Source organism: Gelidimonas denitrificans (assembly GCF_055694065.1).
In genome coordinates this window covers 3,540,084-3,561,802 of record NZ_CM146350.1, presented here as the reverse complement: position 1 = coordinate 3,561,802, position 21,719 = coordinate 3,540,084, and the positions used below count along the sequence as shown (strand labels likewise).

Below are 21,719 nucleotides of genomic sequence, written 5' to 3'. Positions count from 1 at the left end.
ATGCATAACAACACCAGCGCCTACAACGACCAGATGGCGCCTGCGGCCGCGTACTACCTCAATTGCACGCCGGTTGCGACCTATTCCCGTTCGCGAACCGCGCGCAAAGCGCCGCGGCGTTCGAACAGTCTGGCCTCGATGTTGCCATCGTTATTGATGACGGGTCTGATCACCCTGGTGATGGCGGCGGTTCTGCGCCTGGTTTGGGTCGGATTTTCGCCAGGCTTCACGGCTGCCTGGATGGAAGCTTGGCTGACTTCCTGGCCGATAGTGTTCCCGTTTGCATATTTGCTGAGTGCGCCGGTTTCCCGTCTGGCGGCGCTGATCGCCGCTCCGGCTGTGACGCTTGATGCCGGCCGCGACGCCAGTCTGTCGCTGGCGCACATTGCCGATGCATCGGCGCACGCCACTGTAACAAACGGTCTTACTGTGCAACGTCAATCGCACGCAACGATCTAACGCGCAAAACCTTATATCGGATGTCTCCCCTTTCCCGTTCGGGAAGGGTTCAAACCCCGTCAGGCGCTGCCTACGGGGTTTTTTTTATTTGCTGCGATGCAGAAAAACGGCCGAATTATGGATTTTTTATGGCTGTGCTGCATCGCGTCAAATTAAAATCAGGCTGACAGAGCCTGTTCCAGCGCGACCCGGTTTGCCTCCAATTCCTTTGGCAAATGGTATTGCAGTTTTTCAAACAATTGCGCGTGTAGCTTGAGTTCTTCCCGCCAGGCATTCTTGTCGATCGAGGTAATAGTGTCGAACTGGGCTTGCGTGAAGTCGAGTCCATCCCATTGCAGATCGGTAAAACGCGGGCTGATGCCGAACAGGTGATCGATGCCGCCGCTGACGCCATCCTTGCCCTCGATGCGCTCCAGTATCCATTTCAGCACCCGCATGTTGTCGCCGAATCCGGGCCAGACGAATTTGCCGTCGGCATCGGTGCGAAACCAGTTGACGCAGTAAATTTTGGGTAATTGCGCCGCGCCGTTGCCAGATGACGCGGCAATGCATTTGCCGATATCCAGCCAATGCTGGAAATAGTCGCTCATGTTGTAACCGGCAAACGGCAGCATGGCGAACGGATCGCGCCGCACCACGCCCATCTGGCCGGCGGCGGCGGCGGTGGTTTCGGAACCCATGGTGGCCGCCATGTACACGCCTTCGACCCAGTTGCGCGCTTCGGTCACCAGCGGCACCGTGGTGGAGCGGCGGCCGCCGAAGATGAAGGCGGAAATCGGCACTCCGGCCGGATCGTCCCAGGCGGTGTCGAAGACCGGATTCTGCGTTGCGGCGACGGTGAAACGCGCGTTCGGATGCGCGGCCTTGGCGCCGGTGTCAAGGGCAATTTCCGGCGTCCAGTCGCGCCCCTGCCAGTCGATCAGATGCGCCGGCGGGACCGAACTCAAGCCTTCCCACCAGACATCGCCATCGTCGGTCAATGCGACGTTGGTGAAAATGGTGTTCTCGCGCATCGACGCCATGCAGTTGTAATTGGTCTTTTCGTTGGTGCCGGGCGCCACGCCGAAATAGCCGGCTTCCGGATTGATCGCGTACAGGCGGACGTGGCCGGTTTTTTCGTCAACCTGCGGCTTGATCCAGGCGATATCGTCGCCGACGGTAGTGACTTTCCAGCCTTCGAAACCGGCCGGCGGGATCATCATCGCGAAGTTGGTCTTGCCGCAGGCCGACGGGAACGCCGCCGCCACGTAATGTTTTTTGCCTTCGGGCGATTCGACGCCCAGGATCAGCATGTGTTCGGCCAGCCAGCCCGGGCCGCCAGAGGGCCCCTGCGCTGCATCGCGACCCATGGTGGAAGCGATGCGCAGCGCAAAGCATTTCTTGCCCAGCAGCGCATTGCCGCCATAGCCGGAACCGTACGACCAGATTTCGCGGCTTTGCGGGAAGTGGACGATATATTTGGTCTGGTTGCAGGGCCACGCAACATCCTGCTGGCCGGCTGCCAGCGGGGCACCGACGCTATGCACGCAAGGCACGAACTCGCCATCGGTGCCGAGCACGTCATACACCGCGCGTCCCATGCGGGTCATGATGCGCATGTTGACCACCACATACGGCGAATCGGACAGTTCAACGCCGATATGGGCGATCGGCGAGCCCAGCGGGCCCATCGAGAACGGCACCACATACATGGTGCGGCCCTGCATGCAGCCGTCGAACAGGGCGGACAGCGTATTGCGCATTTCGGCCGGTTCCATCCAGTTATTGGTGGGGCCGGCGTCTTCCTTGCTGGCCGAACAAATGAAGGTGCGGTCTTCGACCCGCGCCACGTCGGAAGGGTCCGAGCACGCCAGAAAACTGTTCGGACGCTTGGCCGGATTGAGTTTTTTCATGGTGCCGGCGGCGACCATGGCTTCGCACAGACGGTCATACTCTTGTTGCGAGCCGTCGCACCAGACGATATTGGCAGGTTTGGTCAGAGCCGCGATTTCGGCCACCCAGTTGATGAGTTTTTGCTGGTGCACAAAGGCCGGCGCATTGACTGCAGCTACGCCTTTCATGATGGGTTGATTCATCAAAACATCCTCCAAAGAGTAAATGGAATTAATTGTGCCGCGTTTCGGCGCATTAAGGGTATCGTCAGCTGGATGCTTGCGCTGGATCAGTTGGAGCCAAAACGCGCACAGACGCCGGTGCGAGGAAGGCCGTTGGTACGGCCTTCGAGCCCGTGAAATATTATAAATGTTATCCATAGGGGCTAACGGCGCTCACGAAGTGCAAAGGAGCAGGCTTGTTGGTGATTTTCCATAATGCGTAAAACGCTGAAAAAACCACGTTTAAAAGGCGAAATTTGATGAAAATTGCCATCCTCGATGATTACCAGGATTGTGTACGCAAGCTCGATTGTTTCGCATTGCTAGCCGGCCATGAGGTCAAGGTATTCAACAATAGTGCGCGCGGCGCCGGACAACTGGCGGCGCGCCTGGCGCCTTTCGACGCGCTGGTATTGATTCGAGAACGTACCGCATTCAACCAGGCCTTGCTGGCCCGGCTGCCGAACCTGAAGCTGATCTCGCAAACCGGAAAAGTCAGCGGCCATATCGATGTCGCCGCCGCTACCGCGTGCGGCATTGTCATAGCGGAAGGCGTGGGCGACCCGAGTGCGCCGGCCGAACTGACGTGGGCTTTGATCATGGCGGCGCAACGCAAGATCCCTCAATACGCATCCCATCTGAAAGTCGGCCGGTGGCAGACCGCAGCGCTAACGCCGCAATACAATCGGCTCGGCATGTTGCTGCAGGGGCGGACTCTGGGCATTTGGGGCTATGGCAAAATCGGGCGTCGGATCGCGGCCTATGGCAAGGCATTCGGCATGACGGTGCAAATTTGGGGCCGTGCCGCCAGCCGCCAAGGCGCGGTCCAGGACGGCTATCTGGCGGCCGAATCAAAGGAAGCCTTTTTCGCCTCCTCCGACATCATCAGCCTCCATCTGCGTTTGAATGATGCAACCGTAGCCTGTGTTTCCGAAGCCGATCTGGCGCTGATGCAGCCCGACGCCCTATTCGTCAACACCAGCCGCGCCGAACTGGTCGCGCCCGGTGCGTTGCTGGCAGCCTTGCAGGCAGGACGGCCCGGCGCGGCGGCACTGGATGTATTTGAAAGCGAGCCGCTGCCGTCCGACTCGCCATTGCTGCGCATGGAAAACGTACTGGCCACGCCGCATCTCGGTTATGTCGAACAGAACAGTTATGCGCTGTACTTCCGCGCCGCGTTTCAGAATCTGGTCGATTTCGCCCAGGGCAAGCCGAACAACATCCTCAATCCGCAAGCGCTGCAGCAACGCTGATCCTGCGAAATTCATTTGAATCACACAGAACTCCATGCAAAAAATATCCATCATCGACTCCCACACCGGCGGCGAACCTACCCGTCTGGTGCTGGCCGGCGGCCCCGACCTGGGTGCCGGCCCCTTATCCGAACGTTTGGCGCGTTTCCAGCGCAGTCATGACCAGGTGCGCTCGGCCGTGGTGTGCGAGCCGCGCGGCTCGGACGTAATGGTCGGCGCATTATTCTGCGAACCGCACGACAGCAGTTGCGCGGCGGGGGTGATCTTCTTCAATAACGTCGGCTATCTGGGCATGTGCGGTCACGGCATGATCGGCTTCATCGTGTCGCTGGCGCATCTGGGGCGCATTCAGCCGGGACGTCACCGGATCGAAACGCCGGTCGGCGTCGTCGAGACGCAATTGCACACCGACGGCAGCGTCACCGTCCACAACGTTGCCGCGTATCGGGCCCAGAAAGCGCTTGCCATCGAGGTGGACGGATACGGCCGCATTTATGGCGACGTGGCCTGGGGCGGCAACTGGTTTTTTCTGGTCGGCGAGCACGGCTTGCAACTGACGCTGAAAAATATCGAAGCCCTGACCGATTTTGCCTGGCGGGTGCGCCAGGCGCTGGAGCGCGAAGGCGTCACCGGCAGCGACGGCGCGGCAATCGACCATATCGAATTATTCGCACCCTCCCCTACTGCCGGCATCGACAGCCGCAACTTCGTGCTATGCCCGGGCAAGGCTTACGACCGCTCGCCGTGCGGCACCGGCACCAGCGCCAAAGTCGCCTGTCTGGCCGCGGACCGCGCGTTGGCGGAAGGCGAAATCTGGCGTCAGGAAAGCATCATCGGCAGCGTGTTTGAAGCGTCTTACCGGATCGAAGACGGGCAAATCCGGCCCAGCATCCGCGGCCGCGCTTATGTGAATGCCGAAGCCACTTTGCTGCTGGATGAAAGCGATCCTTTGGTCTGGGGCATTCGGGTTTGACGGCAGGTTTGCGCGTGGTTCGTGCCTCCGTCAAAAAGAACGCGCTAAAGATACTCCGGTGTAAATTTTAAAAATATAGCAATTGCAGCGTGTATTCACTGCGGTAAGTAAATATACCTAATTCAGTATGTTGTATTTGCATCATTTAGCAGCTTGTTTTCGGCCGCTTTCGCGGCGCTGGCATTGCCCGATTACGGGCGTTCGCAGCATCGGTTGGATATATTGTAAATATATTAGCCGAATGGTATTCTCGCTTTTCAGAAAAGCCGGGCATCGCAATTTGATGCGCATTTCAGACGCATTGCAGTGCCAGTTGATGGCGTGCAGCGCATCGGGTATAAATGCGCATGCATGCATGCATGCATCAGTTTTGCATCTGAAACCAGAGACGGCGCAGACCGTAGCGTATGGCAGGTCAATTGCGTATCACTTAATCACTGCTGTTCAATTCACTGTTGTTCAATTCGATTTACCGCGGTTCAATTCTCAAGAGGATGACAATATGCAATTCAAATTAAAAATGATTCCAATCGCAGGCGCGATTGCCATGGCTTTGGCCGGCAGCGCTTTCGCCCAAGAGCAAGTGGTCAAGATCGGTCACACCGGTCCGCTCTCGGGCGCCAATGCTTTTGCCGGCAAGGACGATGAAAACGGCGTGCGCCTGGCGGTGGAAGAATTGAACGCCAAAAAATTGACGATAGGCGGCAAGCAGATCAAATTCGAACTGCAATCAGAAGATGACCAGTGCGACCCAAAATCCGGCGTCAACGCGGCCCAGAAGCTGGTCGATGGCGGCGCCAAGTTTGTCCTCGGCCCGTATTGTTCCGGCGTCGCCATTCCAGCATCGCGCATTTATAACGAGGCTGGCGTGATGATGTCGACGGTGGGCACCAATCCCAAAGTCACCGAGGGCGGCTACAAGAACCTGTTTCGCATCGTCGCCAGCGATTCTCAAATCGGCTCCAGCATGGCGGTCTATGCGGCCAAAATACTCAAGGTCAAAACCGTGGGCGTGATCGATGATCGCACCGCGTTCGGCCAGGGGCTGTCTCAGGAATTCATCAAGGAAGCGAAGAAATCGGGCCTCAAAGTAGTCGGGCAGGAGTACACCACCGACAAGGCGACCGACTTCGCCACCATCCTGACCAACATGAAAGCCAAGAACGCCGACGTGATCTTCTTCGGCGGCTATGCCCCGCAAGGCGCTCCGATGGCGCGCCAGATGAAGCAGCTTGGGCTCAAGGCGAAATTGCTGGGCGGCGATACGCTGTGCAGCCCGGAGATGGGGAAACTGGGCGGCGATGCGGTAAACGATGTCGTGCTCTGCGCGCAGGGCGGAGCAATTCTGGATAAAGTCGCGGATGGCCCGGCATTCAAGGCCAAATACAAGAAACGCTTTAACCGCGACGCCGATGTCTATGCCGCTTCGTTTTATGACCAGACCATGTTCATAGCCCAGGCGATGCAAAAATCCAACTCGGTAGATCCGGTCAAAGTCGGCGCGGAGATGTACAAGTCCAGCCACAAGGGCGTTGCCGGCACCTATTCGTATGACGAAAAAGGGAATATGAAACAGGCTCCGGTCACCGTGTTTTCCTTCAAGAATGGCGCACCGGTTGCTCTGGCCAGTTATTAATCCAATCTCGCTTTAACGGCCTGAAATGAAAAATGGAGCGATGCGAATTGCTCCATTTTTTGCAACTATCTAGCCCGCAATAAGAGACATCTAAACCGAAGCAGTTTTTGCAGGATCGCACCCGGGCGCGCTCCTGCAGAACCGCAGAACTTCGCTCATCATTAGCATGCCGGCCGAATAGTTACCATTTTTTCGACTGTGCAATTTGATATGTAATCTCGCCGGCAGCGTCTGCTGCCGGCCTATTTACGAGGCACTCTTCCATGACTGAATCAAGCACTCTCCCCGCGCTTTATCCACCGATCGAACCCTACCGCAGCGGCATGCTGGCGGTGGACGCATTGCATACTTTGTACTGGGAAGAATGCGGCAATCCCGACGGAGTGCCGGTGCTGTTCCTGCATGGCGGGCCGGGTGCTGGCTTGTCGCCCAAGCATCGCCAGTTCTTCGATCCCGCGCATTACCGCATCGTGCTGTTCGACCAGCGCGGCGCCGGCAAATCGACCCCGCTGGGCGAATACCGCAACAACACGACCCAGTTGCTGATCGCCGACATCGAGCGCCTGCGGCAGATGCTGGAGATCGAACAATGGCTGGTGTTCGGCGGCTCCTGGGGTTCGACGCTGGCGCTGGCCTATGGCGAAGCGCATCCGCAGTGCTGCACCGGCTTCGTGTTGCGCGGCATTTTCCTATGCACCAAGCCCGAAATCGACTGGTTCCTGAACGGCGTCAAATGGTTTTTCCCGGAAGCGCATGCGCAGTTCGTCGCGCAGATTCCCGAGTCCGAGCGCGGCAATCTGCTGCAGGCTTTTGAGAAGCGCCTGTTCTGCGACGACCCGGCCGTGTACTCGGAAGCGGCGCGCAGTTGGGGCCGTTATGAAGGCAGTTGCCTGCATCTGTTGCCGCACCCGGAAGTCGCCGAGGAGTTCGGCTCGGAAGCGGTCGGCCTCGGCGTGGGGCGACTGGAAGCGCACTATTTCCTGCATGACGCCTTTCTGACGGACGACCAGTTGATCCGCAACGTCGGGCGCATCCAGCATCTGCCTGCCATCATTATCCAAGGCCGCTACGACGTGGTATGCCCGCCGTTGTCGGCCTACCGTCTGCACCAGGCGTGGCCGCAAGCGCGCATCAACATGATCGAGGATGCCGGCCACGCAGCGTTTGAGCCGGGCATTGCCAGTGCGCTGGTTGCCGCCACCGATCAGTTCAAGCGGCAGCGCGGCTTTGACTGAGTTAAATCATGCAACATCGAGCGCGCAGGCACCAGACGCAATGACAGCAACCGATTCAGCCAATAAACCCGGCGGGACCAAGCAGCGCGCGGCTGATATTGCCTACAACGTGCTGGAAAGCATGATCGTCACCTTGCAGCTCAAACCGGGGACGCCGATTGTCGAAGCCGAACTGGTGGATGCGACCGGTCTGGGTCGCACCCCGCTGCGCGAAGCGCTGATGCGGATGTCGGCCAATGGCTTGATTGTTCAGTTGCCGCGGCGCGGCCTGATCGTCAGCGACATCGAACTGGCCGCGCATTTGACCCTGATCGAAACCCGCCGCGTGCTGGAGCGCCTGATCGCCGCCAGCGCAGCACGCCGCGCCACGCCGCAGCAGCGCAAGGAGATTCTGACGCACGCCAGGAAAATGGTCGCCGCCGCCAAAAAGAACGACTTGAAAACCTATATGCAGGCCGATCAGGCGCTCGACACGGTCAGCCACCTTGCCTGCCGCAATCCCTCCGCGGTTGCCGCGGTTATTCCGCAAGTGATGCAGTGCCGCCGCTTCTGGTACGCGTTTCAGCACGAGGGCGATATCGAGGCCGACGCCCAATGCCACATGATGCTGGCCACCGCAATCGCCAACGGCGACCCCGACGCTGCAGTCAGCGGCGCCGACGCCTTGATGGATTACCTGGATTCGTTTGCGCGCAAGGTCATCGATAAGTGATGGCGGCACTCCTGTGTCCGCTTGCCGGCCCGAATTAGCGCTAGGTATTTGCGGCGGCACTACCGTAAAATTTTGGGGCGAGGCAGCCGGCAGTCTTGCACTACCCCGTCATGAACGGGTTAGCCGCGGGCAAATGCATGCACCGGACTCGCATGCGACGCACTCTTTTTCATTCCTGTCCCACTTACTACTGGAGAATTATCTTGCCATACGTAGCAGACACCATCGCAAAATTAAAGCGCACCGGCCCGGCCGAAATCGAATATTACCAAGCAGTCGAAGAAGTCCTGATGTCGCTGCGGCCATTGCTGGACAAGGATTCCAGATACAAGAAGCACAACATCATCGACCGCATCGTCGAACCGGAGCGCCAGATCATGTTCCGTGTCGCGTGGATCGACGACCTGGGCCAGGTACAGGTCAACAAGGGTTACCGGATCGAGTTCAATTCGGCGCTGGGGCCATACAAGGGCGGTCTCCGCCTGCACCCGAGCGTGTACGCGGGGATCATCAAGTTTCTCGGCTTTGAGCAGGTTTTCAAGAATGCGCTGACCGGCTTGTCCATCGGCGGCGCCAAGGGCGGCAGCGACTTCGACCCGAAGGGCAAGTCGGATAATGAAGTGATGCGCTTTTGCCAGTCGTTCATGAACGAGTTGTACCGCCATATCGGCCCCACCACCGACATTCCGGCCGGCGACATCGGCGTCGGCGCGCGCGAAATCGGCTACATGTTCGGTCAGTACAAACGCTTGACCGGCCGCTACGAAGGCGTATTTACCGGCAAGAAAATCAGCTGGGGCGGTTCGCTGGCACGCAAGGAAGCAACCGGCTACGGCTCGGTGTATTTCGCCCAAAACATGCTGGCGGCCATCGGCCAGACGCTCGAAGGCAAAACCTGCCTGGTGTCAGGCTCCGGCAACGTCGCCATTTACACGGTCGAAAAGCTGCAGCAGGTCGGCGCCACACCGGTCACCGTGAGCGACTCGCGCGGCATGATCCACCACCCGCAAGGCATCAACCTGGAAACCCTGAAGCAACTCAAGGAAGTCGAAGGGGTTTCGCTGGCCGCCTATGCCGAGCATCACCCCGAGGCCCGCTACACGGCGGCATCGGACTACCCGGCCGGCCGCAATCCGCTCTGGTCGGTGCCTTGCGACGCCGCATTCCCCAGCGCCACCCAAAACGAGCTGAATGAAGCCGATGCGGTAGCGCTGCTGAAAAACGGCTGCCGCTGCGTATCGGAAGGGGCCAACATGCCATCGACCCAGGGCGCAATCGACAAGTTCCTGGCCGCCGGCATCAGCTACGGTCCGGGCAAGGCCGCCAACGCCGGCGGCGTCGCCACCAGCCAGCTAGAAATGGCGCAAAACGCCAGCATGCAGCAATGGAATTTCGAAGAAGTCGACAGCCGCCTGCACGCCATCATGAACAATATTTACCAGACCGTCAGCACCACCGCAGCCGAGTTCGGCCAGAACGGCAACCTGGTGCTGGGTGCGAATATCGCCGGTTTCCGCAAGGTGGCAGACGCGATGATCGATCAGGGCGTGGTGTAAGCGCTGCACGATTTCCACATCAAAAACGCCCGCAATCTGTCATGGATTGCGGGCGTTTTTGCCTGTACGGCGCTGCGCGGATGAAATACATACAGCGCACTGTATTTATGAGCGACGCATGTTCTTATTGCGTAAAGTGCAGGGCTATTACACATACCCCTATGTTTATTCAAAATGCTGGGGCTGTTCAGCCGGCATGCCAGTCAAGGGCGATGCGCTTTGCTGCTGCCGAATTTACTTTTCACCGGTTAGTGCGACGCAACCCCGATGACTCGCGCTACTTCCAGCAGGTGTCGCGCAGGGTCGAGCCGCCGGCAGTGCCGCCGACCAAGACTCCGCGCACGCCGGTTGACGTCAGGGTAAAGGTTCCACAAGAGTCATTGATCATCGATCCTCCGGTAACGGGAACCATGCGCAGAACATAGCTGGCAGAAGTGAGCGTAGCAGTTGGAATGGAAAGGTTATAGATTGCGGTGCTATCTGCGGGCGACCGCTTCAGGTTCCCTGGAATTTGGTCGATCACGTCGTGCTCGGCGCGATCTTTGGTAAAGGTGTCATTGGCGACATAAAAGCGCTGCATGAACTGGGCTACCTGCAGCAGCTGGGTTCGGGCGTCCGCCCGCTTTGCTCTGGCTACGTAGCTGGTGTAGGCAGGCAGGGCTATGCTGGCCAAAATTGCCACAATTGCCACCGTGACCATGAGCTCGATCAGCGTGAACCCGGAGCTCCGGGCTGATGGTCTGTGGGAGGTGAAATGAAAATGCATGAAACCTACTCCTGAATGAATGCTGAGATAATTTTCATGCTAGCGCATGAAAATTTGACGCCACTGGCGCGAATTGATTTTGAGGGGTATTAATAATGTTGGACTCTTAGGGCATTCCGAGCTATTCGAAGTCGTGCCGATAGTTGTATTATTTCCCACTGTTCTAGCTCCGGCGCCATTGAAAATGAGGTTACCGGCGACGTTACTCGAATTGCCGACTGAGATGGCGCCTGCGTTGGTCACGATATTGCCGCCGACATCTGTGTTGTTCCCTACTGTTACGGCACCAGCCTTACCGGTGCAAACGCTACCCCCGACATCTGTGTTATTTCCCACTGTGATGGCGCCGACGTTGGTTGCAACACCGCCGGCGACATCCGTATTATTCCCCACTGTGATGGCGCCAGCGTTAGTGGTGACACTGCCGCCGATCTTTGTATTACTCCCTGTTGTGATGGCGCCGGCGCCGACTTCGCTGCCATGGTAAGTGGTGGCGACATCGCCAGTGACTGTTACGTTCGCCCCCAGTGTGATAGCGCCAGCGATACCGGTGATGATTGAGCCATCGACTGTACTATCAGCGCCGACGTTGACGGCGCCGGAGGCAGTCTTAATATTGCCGACGACCTTGGTGCTAGAGCCGATGGTGACGACGCCAGCGATCTTGGTGGTGATCGCGCCAGTGATGTTGCTGTTATTGCCGACATTGATGGCGGCGGAGCCGGTGGTGATCTTACCGACGAATGTATTGTTATTACCGATGTTGACGACGCCGGCGATAGTGGTGATATTGCCTACAATGTTGCTGTTAGCACCAGTGGTGACGGTGCCGCCGCCAGTCAAGTTCGCGGTCATAAATGTGCCTGTGCCAAAGCCGGTCATCCCGTTAACCACCAGGGTAAGGTTGGCGGTAGAACCCCCTTCATTGATTTTGCTGCCGGCGCCGGTTGTGAAATCGCCTGTGATAGTAATGGTGGCCGGCGATGAGATGGTGATCTTGTCGTTGGCGGCGAGCGATAGCACACCGCAAGTGTAATTGACGCGATCGCCGCTGCAGCCTGGGGGCAAGTTATTGGGGAAATCGTAGTTTTTTGCCGCCTGTGCCGGTAGCCAGGCCAGCAGCAGCGGCAGCGTGACCAGCTGAAATATCCATCGGCGCGTACCGGCACTCCGTGGCAAGGTTTTACCAAAAAATCTCCGGCAAATTAACACCCATTGTTTTCGATTGGCGGGTAATCGTCCGGTGGACAATGTCGCACGAAAGAAATTAATCATGAGGGATTCTCATCAAGTATTGAAATGTGGGATTGGAGCCAGACTTCGCTGCCAACGGGGCGGCTGCGGCTCGCATCGGCAGGCCCTACTTCAGGCCCAAATCCACGGGCGGTGATTACATAGTAGGTAGTCGTACTGTTAGTCGTACTGTTAGTCGTACTGTCCGTAAGTTCTACCATGCACTCGGGCGGTCGCTTGTAGGTTTTATCAGTCATCCCAGCCTGATTAACCATATCCATGGGAAGCACGAAAATCGCAGTGGATGGGAGATCCCAAGATCCACTGTTTTGCCATTGTGGCGGGGTGCTTTTCGGTAAAATATTAGATTGAATAAAACTGGTTGCATAAGTAGACGGACTGCCACTAAGAACTGTCAAGATATCCAAAGAAGAATACTCGCAATGACGCAAAGCAATTTCAGCGGCCTGAGTAGCCATCTCAGTGGTTCGCACATTGCCTGCAACACTTGCAGTGGAACCGGCATTGCGGATACTTGTGATGGACAGCAGCGAGATCACAACTAATAAAATCAGTGCAATGATCAGCACGACGCCGCGCTGATGCTGCGGCAATCGAGAGCGTGGCAAACCCCTTCTCGTTTTTGGGCGGCATGTAGATTGGGTTGGTATTTTCATGGCAAGGGAGTGATTTTTAGCTGCGGATTTCGCAACACAACCGTGGTGGAGAAAGCGCGCCGCAGTCGAAGGTCTGGAGGGTTAGTTTCCAGATTGCCGTCACACTTGATATAGCGCGCTGACGCTGCATCGGATACAACCGGAACCTCGCTACGCGCCAGCACACAGATACGAGCCGTTATGACTTTTGCCCACCGCTCTGCGTCATTGGGCAAGGCAGCCATGTCGGTCTGGGTGATGAATTCATCGGCGCGCAAATAGCCAGCCACCGTGGTTGCAGTATTGACTACTGCGCCATAGGTGAACTGCATGTCCTCAATATTTTCAACCAGCGGTTGGGGTGTGCTGTTGCCGCCATTGCCCTTGCAATACAGGCTGGGTATGGAAGATGAGGTGCCAATATAAAACCGGTTGTCTGTCACGTAGTAGGTCACATCAGTTGCTCCAGCAACCATTGGGAGTGTGGCTTTGACTGGACTCAATGCACTCCCGAGACAGTCGGTTGGCAAGCCGCCGACGGTGGGCACCGTATTGAACTTATCCGCTTCGTAACTGACGGCAATGGAGTCCGGTGATGTGGTGGTTCCGGCCGCGCAGGTGAGGTGGTCGAGATTGGTTGCTGTGGTGATGTTACTGAATTTTCCATCGCAGCCCCGGATGCGGAATGAGGAGAGTTCGAACGTAGACGGCAACAATGCGAATCCCATATAGGTCGGCGTCGGAAGATAAACCGGATTGTGGCGGCTGGAAAGTGTGGGATTGGTATCGTCGATGCGGTTGGTCTGATCGGGATTATTCCCCGCCATCCGTAGCTGTTGGGTCAAAATGGTTAGTGCAGCCTGGGCATCTTCGTTCATGCGTCCCTGCGCCTCGGCCATTTTCCCGGCTCCTGCTGCGCCCATATACGCGGAAAAAACCGCGATCGTAATGATCAGCCCTATGGCCATGGAAATCATCAGTTCGATCAGCGAAAACCCTTTAAGGTATCGTGAGTCGGAGAGACGTTGGCGTGTCATATCTTGAATCTCACATAGAGGCAACGCGGCTTGGGGGCGGGCTCGTTATTCGTTACTTCGGGCGGACAATTGTCAGAGGATGATGGATCGAGCGCCGCATAAGTATCGGGTTCCTGCCACACAATCCACAAGTTTCCGGTGGTCTTGCTGACTATGCCGCTGTTGTCTTTGCGCGACATGAGAATATCGCCAGAAGGCAGTTGCGAACGCACCGCGACTTTTGTTTCGTCAAGGTCCATAGCCGCCAAGGATGTAGGGACACAGTTAGGGTAGGTGCAGATTTTCGATGAATCTATTGCGAGTTTGGTCTCTGAATTGTCGTAACTGCTTTTGTCGTAGGCCCCGCCGCTGAACCCGTCGTTGCCGGACGCTCCTGGGTTGGCACGAATGCGTTCGATATAACTGGACGCCAGGTTGACGGCTGTCGCACGGTAGCCCGATAACTTAGGCATCTGCACGGCGAAAGACAGCGTTGCAGCGAGAGAAAGCATCCCGAACGATAGCAACAGCAGGGCGACCAGCACCTCGATCAGCGAGGCGCCGGTTTGATGGTGACGATTCATAGGCGATGGCTTCATGGGTTATTAATTCGGGCAATCGGCGAAGCCGTCGCCGGCAATTCGGGCGCGGCCGCCAAGGCTGACGCATACCGTGCGTTGAACCTCGTTGGCGAACATGTCGTTGCCACCAAATGTCAGTGTCGTGGCCGAACTTAAGTTGAGAAAGCGTCCGGTCGCCGTGAAGCGGAATTTGGTGGATGATGCGCCGCCTGCTTCCACAATGGAATTTATCGCGGTGATGGGCGACTGCACCCGCAGCAGTGGCTCGGTTGCGGTTTTTGCTCCGTCGTTGTCCAGGTCGTGAAACATAATCCAGCCGCTGACCCACCCATTTCCACCTGGGCCGGAACCGCTGCCGCAAGTCGGATTGGTCGCTTCGGGCGCATCGCTGCGGCACATGACAACCCCGCCGCCGCGCCGAATCGATTCACTGCGCGCATAGCGCATGTCGGCCAGAAAGGTATTCACGTTGCTCGATATCGTAGTCGACTGGATCAGCCGCTGGAGCGATGGGGCAGCAATCGCACTGAGGATGGCGACAATAGCCACCACAACCATCAATTCGATCAATGTAAATCCGTGTGATTTGTGCATAGCTCAAGAGTTTAATTGAGCCGCCGATGTTTTTGTGGCTTTAGTTGACAGAAGGCAACTTTGAGTTGACCAGTGGCGTTGGCTGCTACCGCACCCATCCTGCTTGCCAAATTACTTCGAAAGTAATCTCTGGAATTTCCCCGCTTTCGCGGGGAAGGCGGAAGAACTTCCGCTGGCTGTTTTTTTGCGCGTTTCTTACTCGTATTCGCCGATCGGCACGCAGCCGCAGAACAGCTTGCGGTCGCCATACACGTTGTCGGCGCGCCCAACCGTCGGCCAGTATTTTTGCTGGCGCAGCGCGGCCACCGGATAGGCTGCAATTTCACGGCTGTACGCATGTTCCCAGAGGTCGCCGCAGACCACCTGCGCGGTATGCGGCGCATGTTTCAACGGGTTGTCGGCGCGGTCGAATTCGCCGCTGGCGACCTGGGCGATTTCTTGCCGGATCGCGATCATCGCGTCGATGAAACGGTCGATCTCGGCTTGCGATTCGCTTTCGGTCGGCTCGATCATCAGCGTGCCCGGCACCGGGAAGCTCATGGTCGGCGCGTGGAAGCCGAAATCCATCAGGCGCTTGGCGACGTCTTCGTTGCTGATGCCAGTGGCGGCGGTCAGCGGACGCAGATCGAGGATGCATTCGTGCGCGACCAGCCCGTCGTGGCCCGAATACAGCACCGGATAGTGCGGCGTCAGACGGCGCGCAATGTAATTGGCGGCCAGGATCGCGACTTCGGTGGCGGCGGTCAAACCTGCCGCGCCCATCATCGCGATATACATCCACGAAATCGGCAAAATGCTGGCCGAGCCGAACGGGGCCGCGCTGACCGCGCCGATGCCGGCGGCGTCGCGCTGGTAGCCGGCGCTGCGCAGATTCGGCAGAAACTTGGCCAGATGCGCGCCGACCGCAACCGGGCCGACGCCGGGGCCGCCACCGCCGTGCGGGATGCAGAAAGTCTTGTGCAGATTCAGGTGGCTGACGTCGCCGCCGAACTGGCCGGGCGCGGCGACGCCGACCAAGGCATTCATGTTGGCGCCGTCGATGTAGACCTGGCCGCCGTGCGCGTGGACGATTTCGCACAATTGCTGCACGCCTTCCTCGAACACGCCGTGGGTCGACGGGTAAGTCACCATCGCCGCCGCCAAGTTGTTGCTATGGAGTTCGGCCTTGGCTTTCAGGTCGGCCAGATCGACATTGCCGCGGGCGTCGCAGGCCACCACCACCACCTGCATTCCGGCCATCGTGGCCGAGGCCGGATTGGTGCCATGCGCCGAGGATGGAATCAGACAGACGTTGCGATGCGCGTCGCCGCGCGACGCGTGATACGCCTGGATCACCAGCAGGCCGGTGTATTCGCCTTGCGAGCCGGCGTTCGGCTGCAACGATACGGCGGCGTAACCGGTGGCCGCGCACAGCATTTCTTCCAGCTGGTCGATCATTTCGCGGTAGCCGATGGTCTGGCCGGTCGGCGCATACGGATGGATGCTGGAAAATTCGGGCCAGCTGACTGGCAGCATTTCGCTGGTGGCGTTGAGTTTCATGGTGCAGGAGCCGAGCGGAATCATGCTGCGGTCGAGCGCCAGATCCTTGTCGGCGAGGCTGCGCAGGTAGCGCAACATTTCGTGCTCGGCGTGATAGCGGTTGAAGACCGGATGCGTCAGGAAGCCGCTGCGGCGCGCCAGCGCAGCCGGAAACGCATCGTTGACATCGGCTTCGATGGCGTCGAAATCGAGCGCCTGTGCCTGCCCCTGCCTTTCCTGCGCAAAAATCGCCCACAGCAATTGCACGTCGCCACGTTCGGTGGTTTCATCGAGCGAGATGCCGACATGATGGTCGTCGATTTTGCGCAGATTCAGACCCTGCGCCTGCGCTGCAGCGTGCAGCTTGTCGGCCAGCTTGACTTGCACCGTCAGGGTGTCGAAAAAGGCCACATTGGCGATGCCGTAGCCGAGTCCGCGCAAGCCGGCCGCCAGCACGCTGGTGTATCGATGCACGCGCTGCGCAATGCGGCGGATGCCGTGGGGACCGTGATACACCGCATACATCGAGGCCATCACCGCCAGCAAGACTTGCGCGGTGCAGATGTTGGAAGTGGCTTTCTCGCGCCGGATATGCTGTTCGCGGGTTTGCAGCGCCAGCCGGTACGCGTTATTGCCCTGCGCATCGACGGTGACGCCGACCAGACGGCCCGGCATGCTTCGCTTGAATGCTTCGCGGGTAGCCAGGTAACCGGCGTGCGGTCCGCCGAAACCGAGCGGCACGCCGAAGCGCTGGCTATTGCCGACCACCACATCGGCGCCCCACTCGCCCGGCGGCGTCAGCAGCGCCAGCGCCAGCAGATCGGCGGCGACGATCACCAGCGCGCCCTTGGCGTGCATCGCTTTGACGTATTCGCGGTAATCGCGCACTTCGCCATTCACGCCCGGATATTGCAGCAGCACGCCGAAACAATCGTTGTGCAGCGCGCTGTCGTCCTTTCCGTCCTTGCCCTCGCCGCTGCAGGTGCGCACTTCGATGCCGAGCGGCCGGGCGCGGGTTTCGATGATTTCACGGGTTTGCGGCAGCACGTCGTCGGCCACATAAAATACGTTCGAATTGGATTTGCCGACGCGCTGGATCAGCGTCATCGCTTCGGCGCTGGCAGTGCCTTCATCGAGCATCGACGCGTTGGCGATCGCCATCCCGGTCATGTCGGTGATCATTTGCTGGAAATTCAGAATCGCTTCCAACCGGCCTTGGGATATCTCCGGCTGATACGGCGTGTATGCGGTGTACCAGGCCGGATTCTCAAACAGGTTGCGCAGGATTACGCCCGGCGTGAAGGTGTTGTAATAGCCCTGCCCGATCATCGACTTGAACACGCGGTTCTTGGCAGCCAGGCCTTTCAGCTTGGCCAGAGCCGCCTGCTCGGGCAGCGGCTGGGTGAACTGGCCGAGCGGCAATGCATCCTTGCGGCGGATGTTGGGCGGCACGATGGCGTCGATCAGCGCGCTGCGGCTCGGGTAGCCGACGACAGCCAGCATCGCCTGTTGTTCGGATTCGGACGGGCCGATATGGCGCGCGATGAAAGCGTCGCGTGCTTCAAGTTGGGACAGGCTGGCGCGGGTCATGATCTGGAGTCGTTATGGAAAGTTCAGGCGTCGATCTTGGTGCGGTAGGCCGCCGCATCGAGCAGGCCATCCAGGTCGCCGAGGTCGGCCGGCTTCAGCTTGAACAGCCAGGCTGCATAAGCGTTCTGGTTGATTTGCTCGGGCGCGTCGCCCAGCGCATCATTGACCGCCACCACTTCGCCGCTGAGCGGCGCATAAATGTCGCTGGCCGCCTTGACCGATTCCACCACCGCGCAATCCTTGCCGGCGGTCAGCTGCTGGCCGATGATCGGCAATTCGACAAACACGATATCGCCCAGCGCATCCTGCGCATAATCGGTGATGCCGACGCTGATGGTGCCATCGGCTTCGGCGTGCGCCCATTCGTGGGATTCGCTGTATTTGAGTTCTGCGGGAATGTTCATTTTTTGACTCCAGGGATGGAAAATTTTTTAGTGCAGTAGGTGCGCATGGCGCACCCTACGAAAGCTCGAAACTACATATACTCATAGATGCCACATATATTTCAGCATATAAACAATAATAAGTTTGCATATACTCCGCGTTTTTTCGATTTGAATAACGCGGCAGGCAGAAATCAGGAAAGCAGAATTTTGCCGTGGCGCACAAACGGCGGCTTGACCACTGCCGCCGCCAGCTTCTTGCCGCGGATTTCAACCTGGACCGTGTCGCCCACCTCTACGCCGAGCGGCAGGCGCGCCAGCGCAATCGCTTGCTGCAGGGTCGGGCTGAAGGTGCCGCTGGTGATTTCGCCCTGCCCTTTGTCGGTGGCGACTTTCTGGTGGGCGCGCAGCACGCCGCCTTTTTCACGCAGGATCAGACCGAGAAATTGCGCCTGTTGCCCTTTGGTCAGCAGCGCCGCCTTGCCGATAAAATCGCGGTCACTGACCAGATCGATGGTCCAGGCCAGACCGGCGTCGAGCGGATTGACGGTGTCATCCATGTCTTGGCCGTACAAATTCATGCCGGCTTCCAGCCGCAGCGTGTCGCGCGCGCCCAGACCGGCGGGTTTGACGCCGGCGGCTGCCAGCGCATTCCACAACGCTTCGGCTTGGGTGGCCGGCAAGGCCAGTTCGAAGCCATCTTCGCCGGTGTAACCGGTGCGCGCCAGCATCACTTCGCCGAACGGCGTGTCGGCCGCCACGACTGCATTGAAAGGTTTTAATTGCGCGCTGGCGGTTTGCGTTTGCGGCAGCACCTGCCACACCCTGGCGCGTGCATTCGGTCCTTGCACCGCAATCAGCGCCAGCGCGTCAGCGCCGCTGCGACGCTGGGTGATGACGAGGCCGCTGCCGGTTTTGTTGTTCTGGGCCGCAATCCAGACCAGGTCTTTTTCAGCGGTGCCGGCATTGACCACCAGCCGGAACCAGTTTTCGCTGAAGAAATAAATGATCAGATCGTCGATTACACCGCCGTCGGCATTGAGCATGCAGGAATACAGCGCCTTGCCGGGTATTTGCAATTTATCGACATTGTTGGCAACCAGGCCGCGCAGGAAGGCGCGCGCATTGGCGCCCTCCAGATCGACCACGCACATATGCGAAACGTCGAACATGCCGCAATCGCTGCGCACCGCGAGGTGCTCCTCGATTTGCGAGCCGTAGTTGACCGGCATGTCCCAACCGCCGAAATCGACCATGCGGGCGCCAGCGGCACGGTGCGCGGCGTTAAGTGGAGTCGCTTGAAGTGTCATGAAAACCTCGCGTCGTTTTGGCGGCAGCATGACTGCCCTGTTCCAATCAAGAACTCAAAATATATGCGCAGCAGTCGCAGGTGTCAAATTTTGGACGGTGTCCGCCTGAAGCGGGCGGACGCCGGTTCATACCGTCATGTAGCGGCCGGGGCGATGGTTCAGCATGATGACCAGATTCAGCGCCACCGCACCCAGAATCGAAGCCAGCAGGGCCGTCAGGTTGACCACCAGCAGCGAAGCCAGCACGATGACGACATCGACGGCCATCTGCAATTTTCCGGCACGAATCCCGTATTTGTCTTGCAGGTAGAGCGAGAGGATGTTGACGCCACCCAGGCTGGCCTGATGGCGAAACAGCACGATGAACCCGGTTCCCATCAGAAATCCGCCCATCAGCGCGACATACACCGGTGTCAGTGTGCTGAAATGCACAAACTGCGGATGCAAGCTGGAAAATACCGATACCAGCGCCACCGCACAAAAAGTCCTGATGGTGAAGCGCCAGCCCATGCGCCGCAACGCCAGGAAATAGAATGGCAAATTGATGACGAAAAATGCCGCGCCGAACGGAATTTGGGTGGTGTAATGGATCAGAAACGCGAGGCCAGCAGTGCCGCCGGTAATCAATCCTGCCTGGTTGAACATGGCGATGCCGAGCGAGACAAACAGAGTGCCGATAAAGAGCGCCAGAATGTCTTCAAACAGGCTGTGGGTGGGCGGAAGGACGGGAGGAATAATGGCGGCGGGTGTCATGTCGATGGCGCGATCAGAATGGATGCAAGAATCCGTGAAAGAGGATTCTCCGGCAAGGAAAATCGGACATTAACGCACAAAACCGCACATTGTGATAGATGCCGATGGGATTGGAATCCATCGCGGCAGTACGTAACTTTTACCAGTGGGAGCTGTGCTTTTCAGCGGATTTCAAGCGCCTCGCAACAGGCATTCGGCGCCACTTTTGAGGGAAGGAAAAATGTTGTGCGGCCGACTCAGATGCTGCAAGCCCGGCGCCAACGGCAGCTCCGCGCCGCTGTAAGCGGGCAATCCCTGACGCACCGGCATGGCCTGCAGCGCCGCGCCGGCAAGGCTGGCAGACGCCGCTGCGGCATTCGGCGCTTCCCAGCCAAAGCTGTAAGCATAATCCGGCAGCAAGGCGTCGCAGATAGCGGCAAACCATGCGCTGTGATCGGCATCATGGCCGAGCGCATGCGACAGGCCTTCCGGGTCGAACTGTGCCAGAGCCTGAATCAATTCCGCAGTCGATGCTCCCGGCGCATCACCCCAACCCAGCACCGGATTAAAGATGTAATCGGCCCCGGAGCCGAACCAGCCGGCGCGCAGCGGCCGCGCGTTCCAGTTGCGCGCCCCGGTAAACAGGTGCCAATGCCAGTGCAAGCCGGACGGTTTCGGCCATGAATACAGATACAGCCGCTGATAACCGGCGCCATGCAGCGCGCGCACCATCGCCATCAGACGCGCATGTGGCATGCGTTCGGGCGGATTGCGGCGAAACAGGATCGGCTCGCCATCTGCTTGTTGCAGCTGGTCGGACGACAGGCACAGATCGAGCGTGTGCGATTCCTGGCCGAAGCGCACCGACACCCAGCCTGACAGCAAATTTACCGCAGTCAGAACCCCATATCCGCGAAAACGGTGGAAAACGACGGTGCCGGGAGCGATCGGTTGCATGCTAAAGCAGTTTCAATATTAGATAAATAGTGGGAGTATAAGTAATAAGTGTGCATTTTCCACATGTATTTAAAGCGGAAGTAAAAATACAGTATGCAGTACATATTACTTCGCAGGGCTGCGACAAATGCCGGAATAGAAGTTGGAAATAGCCCGCTGCAGCTGCGTTGCCGAGTTCAGAGCCTGATTGTAACGCGTTGCAGCACCGATTTTTGGTGTCAATGGCAATTCACCTTGCATAAAAAACATGCAAAAGCATGTCGATTGGATCTGCCGAGGAAATATTGCGTAATGAGATCGAAATGATGAAAAATGAGTTTATTTCTATAAATTTAAAACTTTATAAATTTATTTGCCTGAAATTGCAATTTATAGGAGTTGTGATCACTAACAATGATTTATGACGATATCAAAATTAATTTATTTTTGATGAATATTAAATTTCTTAAATGTCATCATGATTTAT

19 protein-coding genes are annotated in these 21,719 nt (G+C 58.0%); 7 read left to right on the top strand and 12 right to left on the bottom strand.

Going from position 1 to position 21,719, the window contains the following annotated elements; all coding sequences use genetic code 11:
• Nucleotides 1-459, top strand: a complete 459-nt coding sequence (locus FKCLFG_RS16515) for a DUF2798 domain-containing protein (RefSeq protein WP_472614150.1) — start codon at nt 1-3, stop codon at nt 457-459.
• Nucleotides 460-617: 158 nt separating this feature from the next.
• Here the strand turns inward: FKCLFG_RS16515 and FKCLFG_RS16510 are convergent, their stop codons facing one another.
• On the bottom strand, nt 618-2,534 hold the full coding sequence (locus tag FKCLFG_RS16510; RefSeq protein ID WP_472614149.1) for a phosphoenolpyruvate carboxykinase (GTP): 1,917 nt from the start codon (nt 2,532-2,534) through the stop codon (nt 618-620).
• Nucleotides 2,535-2,812: 278 nt separating this feature from the next.
• On the opposite strand from FKCLFG_RS16510, the gene FKCLFG_RS16505 reads away from it, so the two are divergent.
• The 6 genes from FKCLFG_RS16505 to gdhA all read left to right on the top strand — a co-directional run bounded on the left by FKCLFG_RS16505 (nt 2,813) and on the right by gdhA (nt 9,917).
• Complete coding sequence (locus FKCLFG_RS16505) at nt 2,813-3,805, top strand: D-2-hydroxyacid dehydrogenase family protein (protein ID WP_472614148.1); 993 nt, start codon at nt 2,813-2,815, stop codon at nt 3,803-3,805.
• 34 nt (nt 3,806-3,839) lie between these two features.
• Nucleotides 3,840-4,778: a 4-hydroxyproline epimerase gene (locus tag FKCLFG_RS16500; RefSeq protein WP_472614147.1), complete on the top strand. Its 939-nt coding sequence runs from the start codon at nt 3,840-3,842 to the stop codon at nt 4,776-4,778.
• A 502-nt stretch (nt 4,779-5,280) separates the two neighbouring features.
• Entirely contained in the window at nt 5,281-6,414 is a 1,134-nt protein-coding gene (locus tag FKCLFG_RS16495) for a branched-chain amino acid ABC transporter substrate-binding protein (protein WP_472614146.1), read from the top strand.
• Between the two features lie 263 nt (nt 6,415-6,677).
• Nucleotides 6,678-7,649: a prolyl aminopeptidase gene (gene pip, locus FKCLFG_RS16490; RefSeq protein WP_472614145.1), complete on the top strand. Its 972-nt coding sequence runs from the start codon at nt 6,678-6,680 to the stop codon at nt 7,647-7,649.
• Between the two features lie 40 nt (nt 7,650-7,689).
• Nucleotides 7,690-8,361 (top strand): GntR family transcriptional regulator, encoded by a 672-nt coding sequence (locus FKCLFG_RS16485; RefSeq protein ID WP_472614144.1) that lies wholly within the window; start codon nt 7,690-7,692, stop codon nt 8,359-8,361.
• Between the two features lie 203 nt (nt 8,362-8,564).
• Complete coding sequence (gene gdhA, locus FKCLFG_RS16480) at nt 8,565-9,917, top strand: NADP-specific glutamate dehydrogenase (protein WP_472614143.1); 1,353 nt, start codon at nt 8,565-8,567, stop codon at nt 9,915-9,917.
• Nucleotides 9,918-10,194: 277 nt separating this feature from the next.
• Here gdhA and FKCLFG_RS16475 read toward each other — a convergent pair whose 3' ends face one another.
• The 11 genes from FKCLFG_RS16475 to FKCLFG_RS16425 all read right to left on the bottom strand — a co-directional run bounded on the left by FKCLFG_RS16475 (nt 10,195) and on the right by FKCLFG_RS16425 (nt 21,253).
• Nucleotides 10,195-10,683: a type IV pilin protein gene (locus FKCLFG_RS16475; protein ID WP_472614142.1), complete on the bottom strand. Its 489-nt coding sequence runs from the start codon at nt 10,681-10,683 to the stop codon at nt 10,195-10,197.
• A gap of 39 nt (nt 10,684-10,722) precedes the next feature.
• Nucleotides 10,723-11,958 carry a beta strand repeat-containing protein gene (locus FKCLFG_RS16470; protein ID WP_472614141.1) on the bottom strand — a complete coding sequence of 412 codons (1,236 nt, stop codon included), beginning with the start codon at nt 11,956-11,958 and terminating at the stop codon, nt 10,723-10,725.
• Nucleotides 11,955-12,593, bottom strand: a complete 639-nt coding sequence (locus FKCLFG_RS16465) for a pilus assembly PilX family protein (RefSeq protein ID WP_472614140.1) — start codon at nt 12,591-12,593, stop codon at nt 11,955-11,957. Before FKCLFG_RS16465 ends, FKCLFG_RS16470 begins: the two co-directional genes overlap by 4 nt.
• Nucleotides 12,590-13,609: a PilW family protein gene (locus tag FKCLFG_RS16460; RefSeq protein ID WP_472614139.1), complete on the bottom strand. Its 1,020-nt coding sequence runs from the start codon at nt 13,607-13,609 to the stop codon at nt 12,590-12,592. Before FKCLFG_RS16460 ends, FKCLFG_RS16465 begins: the two co-directional genes overlap by 4 nt.
• Complete coding sequence (pilV, locus tag FKCLFG_RS16455; RefSeq protein WP_472614138.1) at nt 13,606-14,187, bottom strand: type IV pilus modification protein PilV; 582 nt, start codon at nt 14,185-14,187, stop codon at nt 13,606-13,608. The genes FKCLFG_RS16460 and pilV overlap by 4 nt, the downstream gene beginning before the upstream one ends.
• A 6-nt stretch (nt 14,188-14,193) precedes the next feature.
• Nucleotides 14,194-14,763, bottom strand: a complete 570-nt coding sequence (locus FKCLFG_RS16450; protein ID WP_472614137.1) for a GspH/FimT family pseudopilin — start codon at nt 14,761-14,763, stop codon at nt 14,194-14,196.
• Between the two features lie 195 nt (nt 14,764-14,958).
• Nucleotides 14,959-17,871, bottom strand: coding sequence for an aminomethyl-transferring glycine dehydrogenase (gene gcvP, locus FKCLFG_RS16445; protein WP_472614136.1), 2,913 nt, complete (start codon nt 17,869-17,871; stop codon nt 14,959-14,961).
• 23 nt (nt 17,872-17,894) lie between these two features.
• Complete coding sequence (gene gcvH, locus FKCLFG_RS16440; protein WP_472614135.1) at nt 17,895-18,275, bottom strand: glycine cleavage system protein GcvH; 381 nt, start codon at nt 18,273-18,275, stop codon at nt 17,895-17,897.
• A 173-nt stretch (nt 18,276-18,448) separates the two neighbouring features.
• Nucleotides 18,449-19,564: a glycine cleavage system aminomethyltransferase GcvT gene (gcvT, locus tag FKCLFG_RS16435; protein ID WP_472614134.1), complete on the bottom strand. Its 1,116-nt coding sequence runs from the start codon at nt 19,562-19,564 to the stop codon at nt 18,449-18,451.
• Nucleotides 19,565-19,690: 126 nt separating this feature from the next.
• Nucleotides 19,691-20,317 (bottom strand): YitT family protein, encoded by a 627-nt coding sequence (locus FKCLFG_RS16430; RefSeq protein ID WP_472614133.1) that lies wholly within the window; start codon nt 20,315-20,317, stop codon nt 19,691-19,693.
• Between the two features lie 171 nt (nt 20,318-20,488).
• Complete coding sequence (locus tag FKCLFG_RS16425; protein ID WP_472614132.1) at nt 20,489-21,253, bottom strand: L-asparaginase; 765 nt, start codon at nt 21,251-21,253, stop codon at nt 20,489-20,491.
• Between the last annotated feature and the right edge of the window lie 466 nt (nt 21,254-21,719).

Excerpts from the sequence above, each read along its gene's own strand:
- FKCLFG_RS16515 (WP_472614150.1), top strand. The coding sequence starts at position 1 with ATGCATAACAACACCAGCGCCTACAACGACCAGATGGCGCCTGCGGCC.
- FKCLFG_RS16510 (WP_472614149.1), bottom strand. The coding sequence starts at position 2,534 with ATGAATCAACCCATCATGAAAGGCGTAGCTGCAGTCAATGCGCCGGCC.
- FKCLFG_RS16505 (WP_472614148.1), top strand. The coding sequence starts at position 2,813 with ATGAAAATTGCCATCCTCGATGATTACCAGGATTGTGTACGCAAGCTC.
- FKCLFG_RS16500 (WP_472614147.1), top strand. The coding sequence starts at position 3,840 with ATGCAAAAAATATCCATCATCGACTCCCACACCGGCGGCGAACCTACC.
- FKCLFG_RS16495 (WP_472614146.1), top strand. The coding sequence starts at position 5,281 with ATGCAATTCAAATTAAAAATGATTCCAATCGCAGGCGCGATTGCCATG.
- pip (WP_472614145.1), top strand. The coding sequence starts at position 6,678 with ATGACTGAATCAAGCACTCTCCCCGCGCTTTATCCACCGATCGAACCC.
- FKCLFG_RS16485 (WP_472614144.1), top strand. The coding sequence starts at position 7,690 with ATGACAGCAACCGATTCAGCCAATAAACCCGGCGGGACCAAGCAGCGC.
- FKCLFG_RS16475 (WP_472614142.1), bottom strand. The coding sequence starts at position 10,683 with ATGCATTTTCATTTCACCTCCCACAGACCATCAGCCCGGAGCTCCGGG.
- FKCLFG_RS16470 (WP_472614141.1), bottom strand. The coding sequence starts at position 11,958 with ATGATTAATTTCTTTCGTGCGACATTGTCCACCGGACGATTACCCGCC.
- FKCLFG_RS16465 (WP_472614140.1), bottom strand. The coding sequence starts at position 12,593 with ATGAAAATACCAACCCAATCTACATGCCGCCCAAAAACGAGAAGGGGT.
- FKCLFG_RS16460 (WP_472614139.1), bottom strand. The coding sequence starts at position 13,609 with ATGACACGCCAACGTCTCTCCGACTCACGATACCTTAAAGGGTTTTCG.
- pilV (WP_472614138.1), bottom strand. The coding sequence starts at position 14,187 with ATGAAGCCATCGCCTATGAATCGTCACCATCAAACCGGCGCCTCGCTG.
- FKCLFG_RS16450 (WP_472614137.1), bottom strand. The coding sequence starts at position 14,763 with ATGCACAAATCACACGGATTTACATTGATCGAATTGATGGTTGTGGTG.
- gcvP (WP_472614136.1), bottom strand. The coding sequence starts at position 17,871 with ATGACCCGCGCCAGCCTGTCCCAACTTGAAGCACGCGACGCTTTCATC.
- gcvH (WP_472614135.1), bottom strand. The coding sequence starts at position 18,275 with ATGAACATTCCCGCAGAACTCAAATACAGCGAATCCCACGAATGGGCG.
- gcvT (WP_472614134.1), bottom strand. The coding sequence starts at position 19,564 with ATGACACTTCAAGCGACTCCACTTAACGCCGCGCACCGTGCCGCTGGC.
- FKCLFG_RS16430 (WP_472614133.1), bottom strand. The coding sequence starts at position 20,317 with ATGACACCCGCCGCCATTATTCCTCCCGTCCTTCCGCCCACCCACAGC.
- FKCLFG_RS16425 (WP_472614132.1), bottom strand. The coding sequence starts at position 21,253 with ATGCAACCGATCGCTCCCGGCACCGTCGTTTTCCACCGTTTTCGCGGA.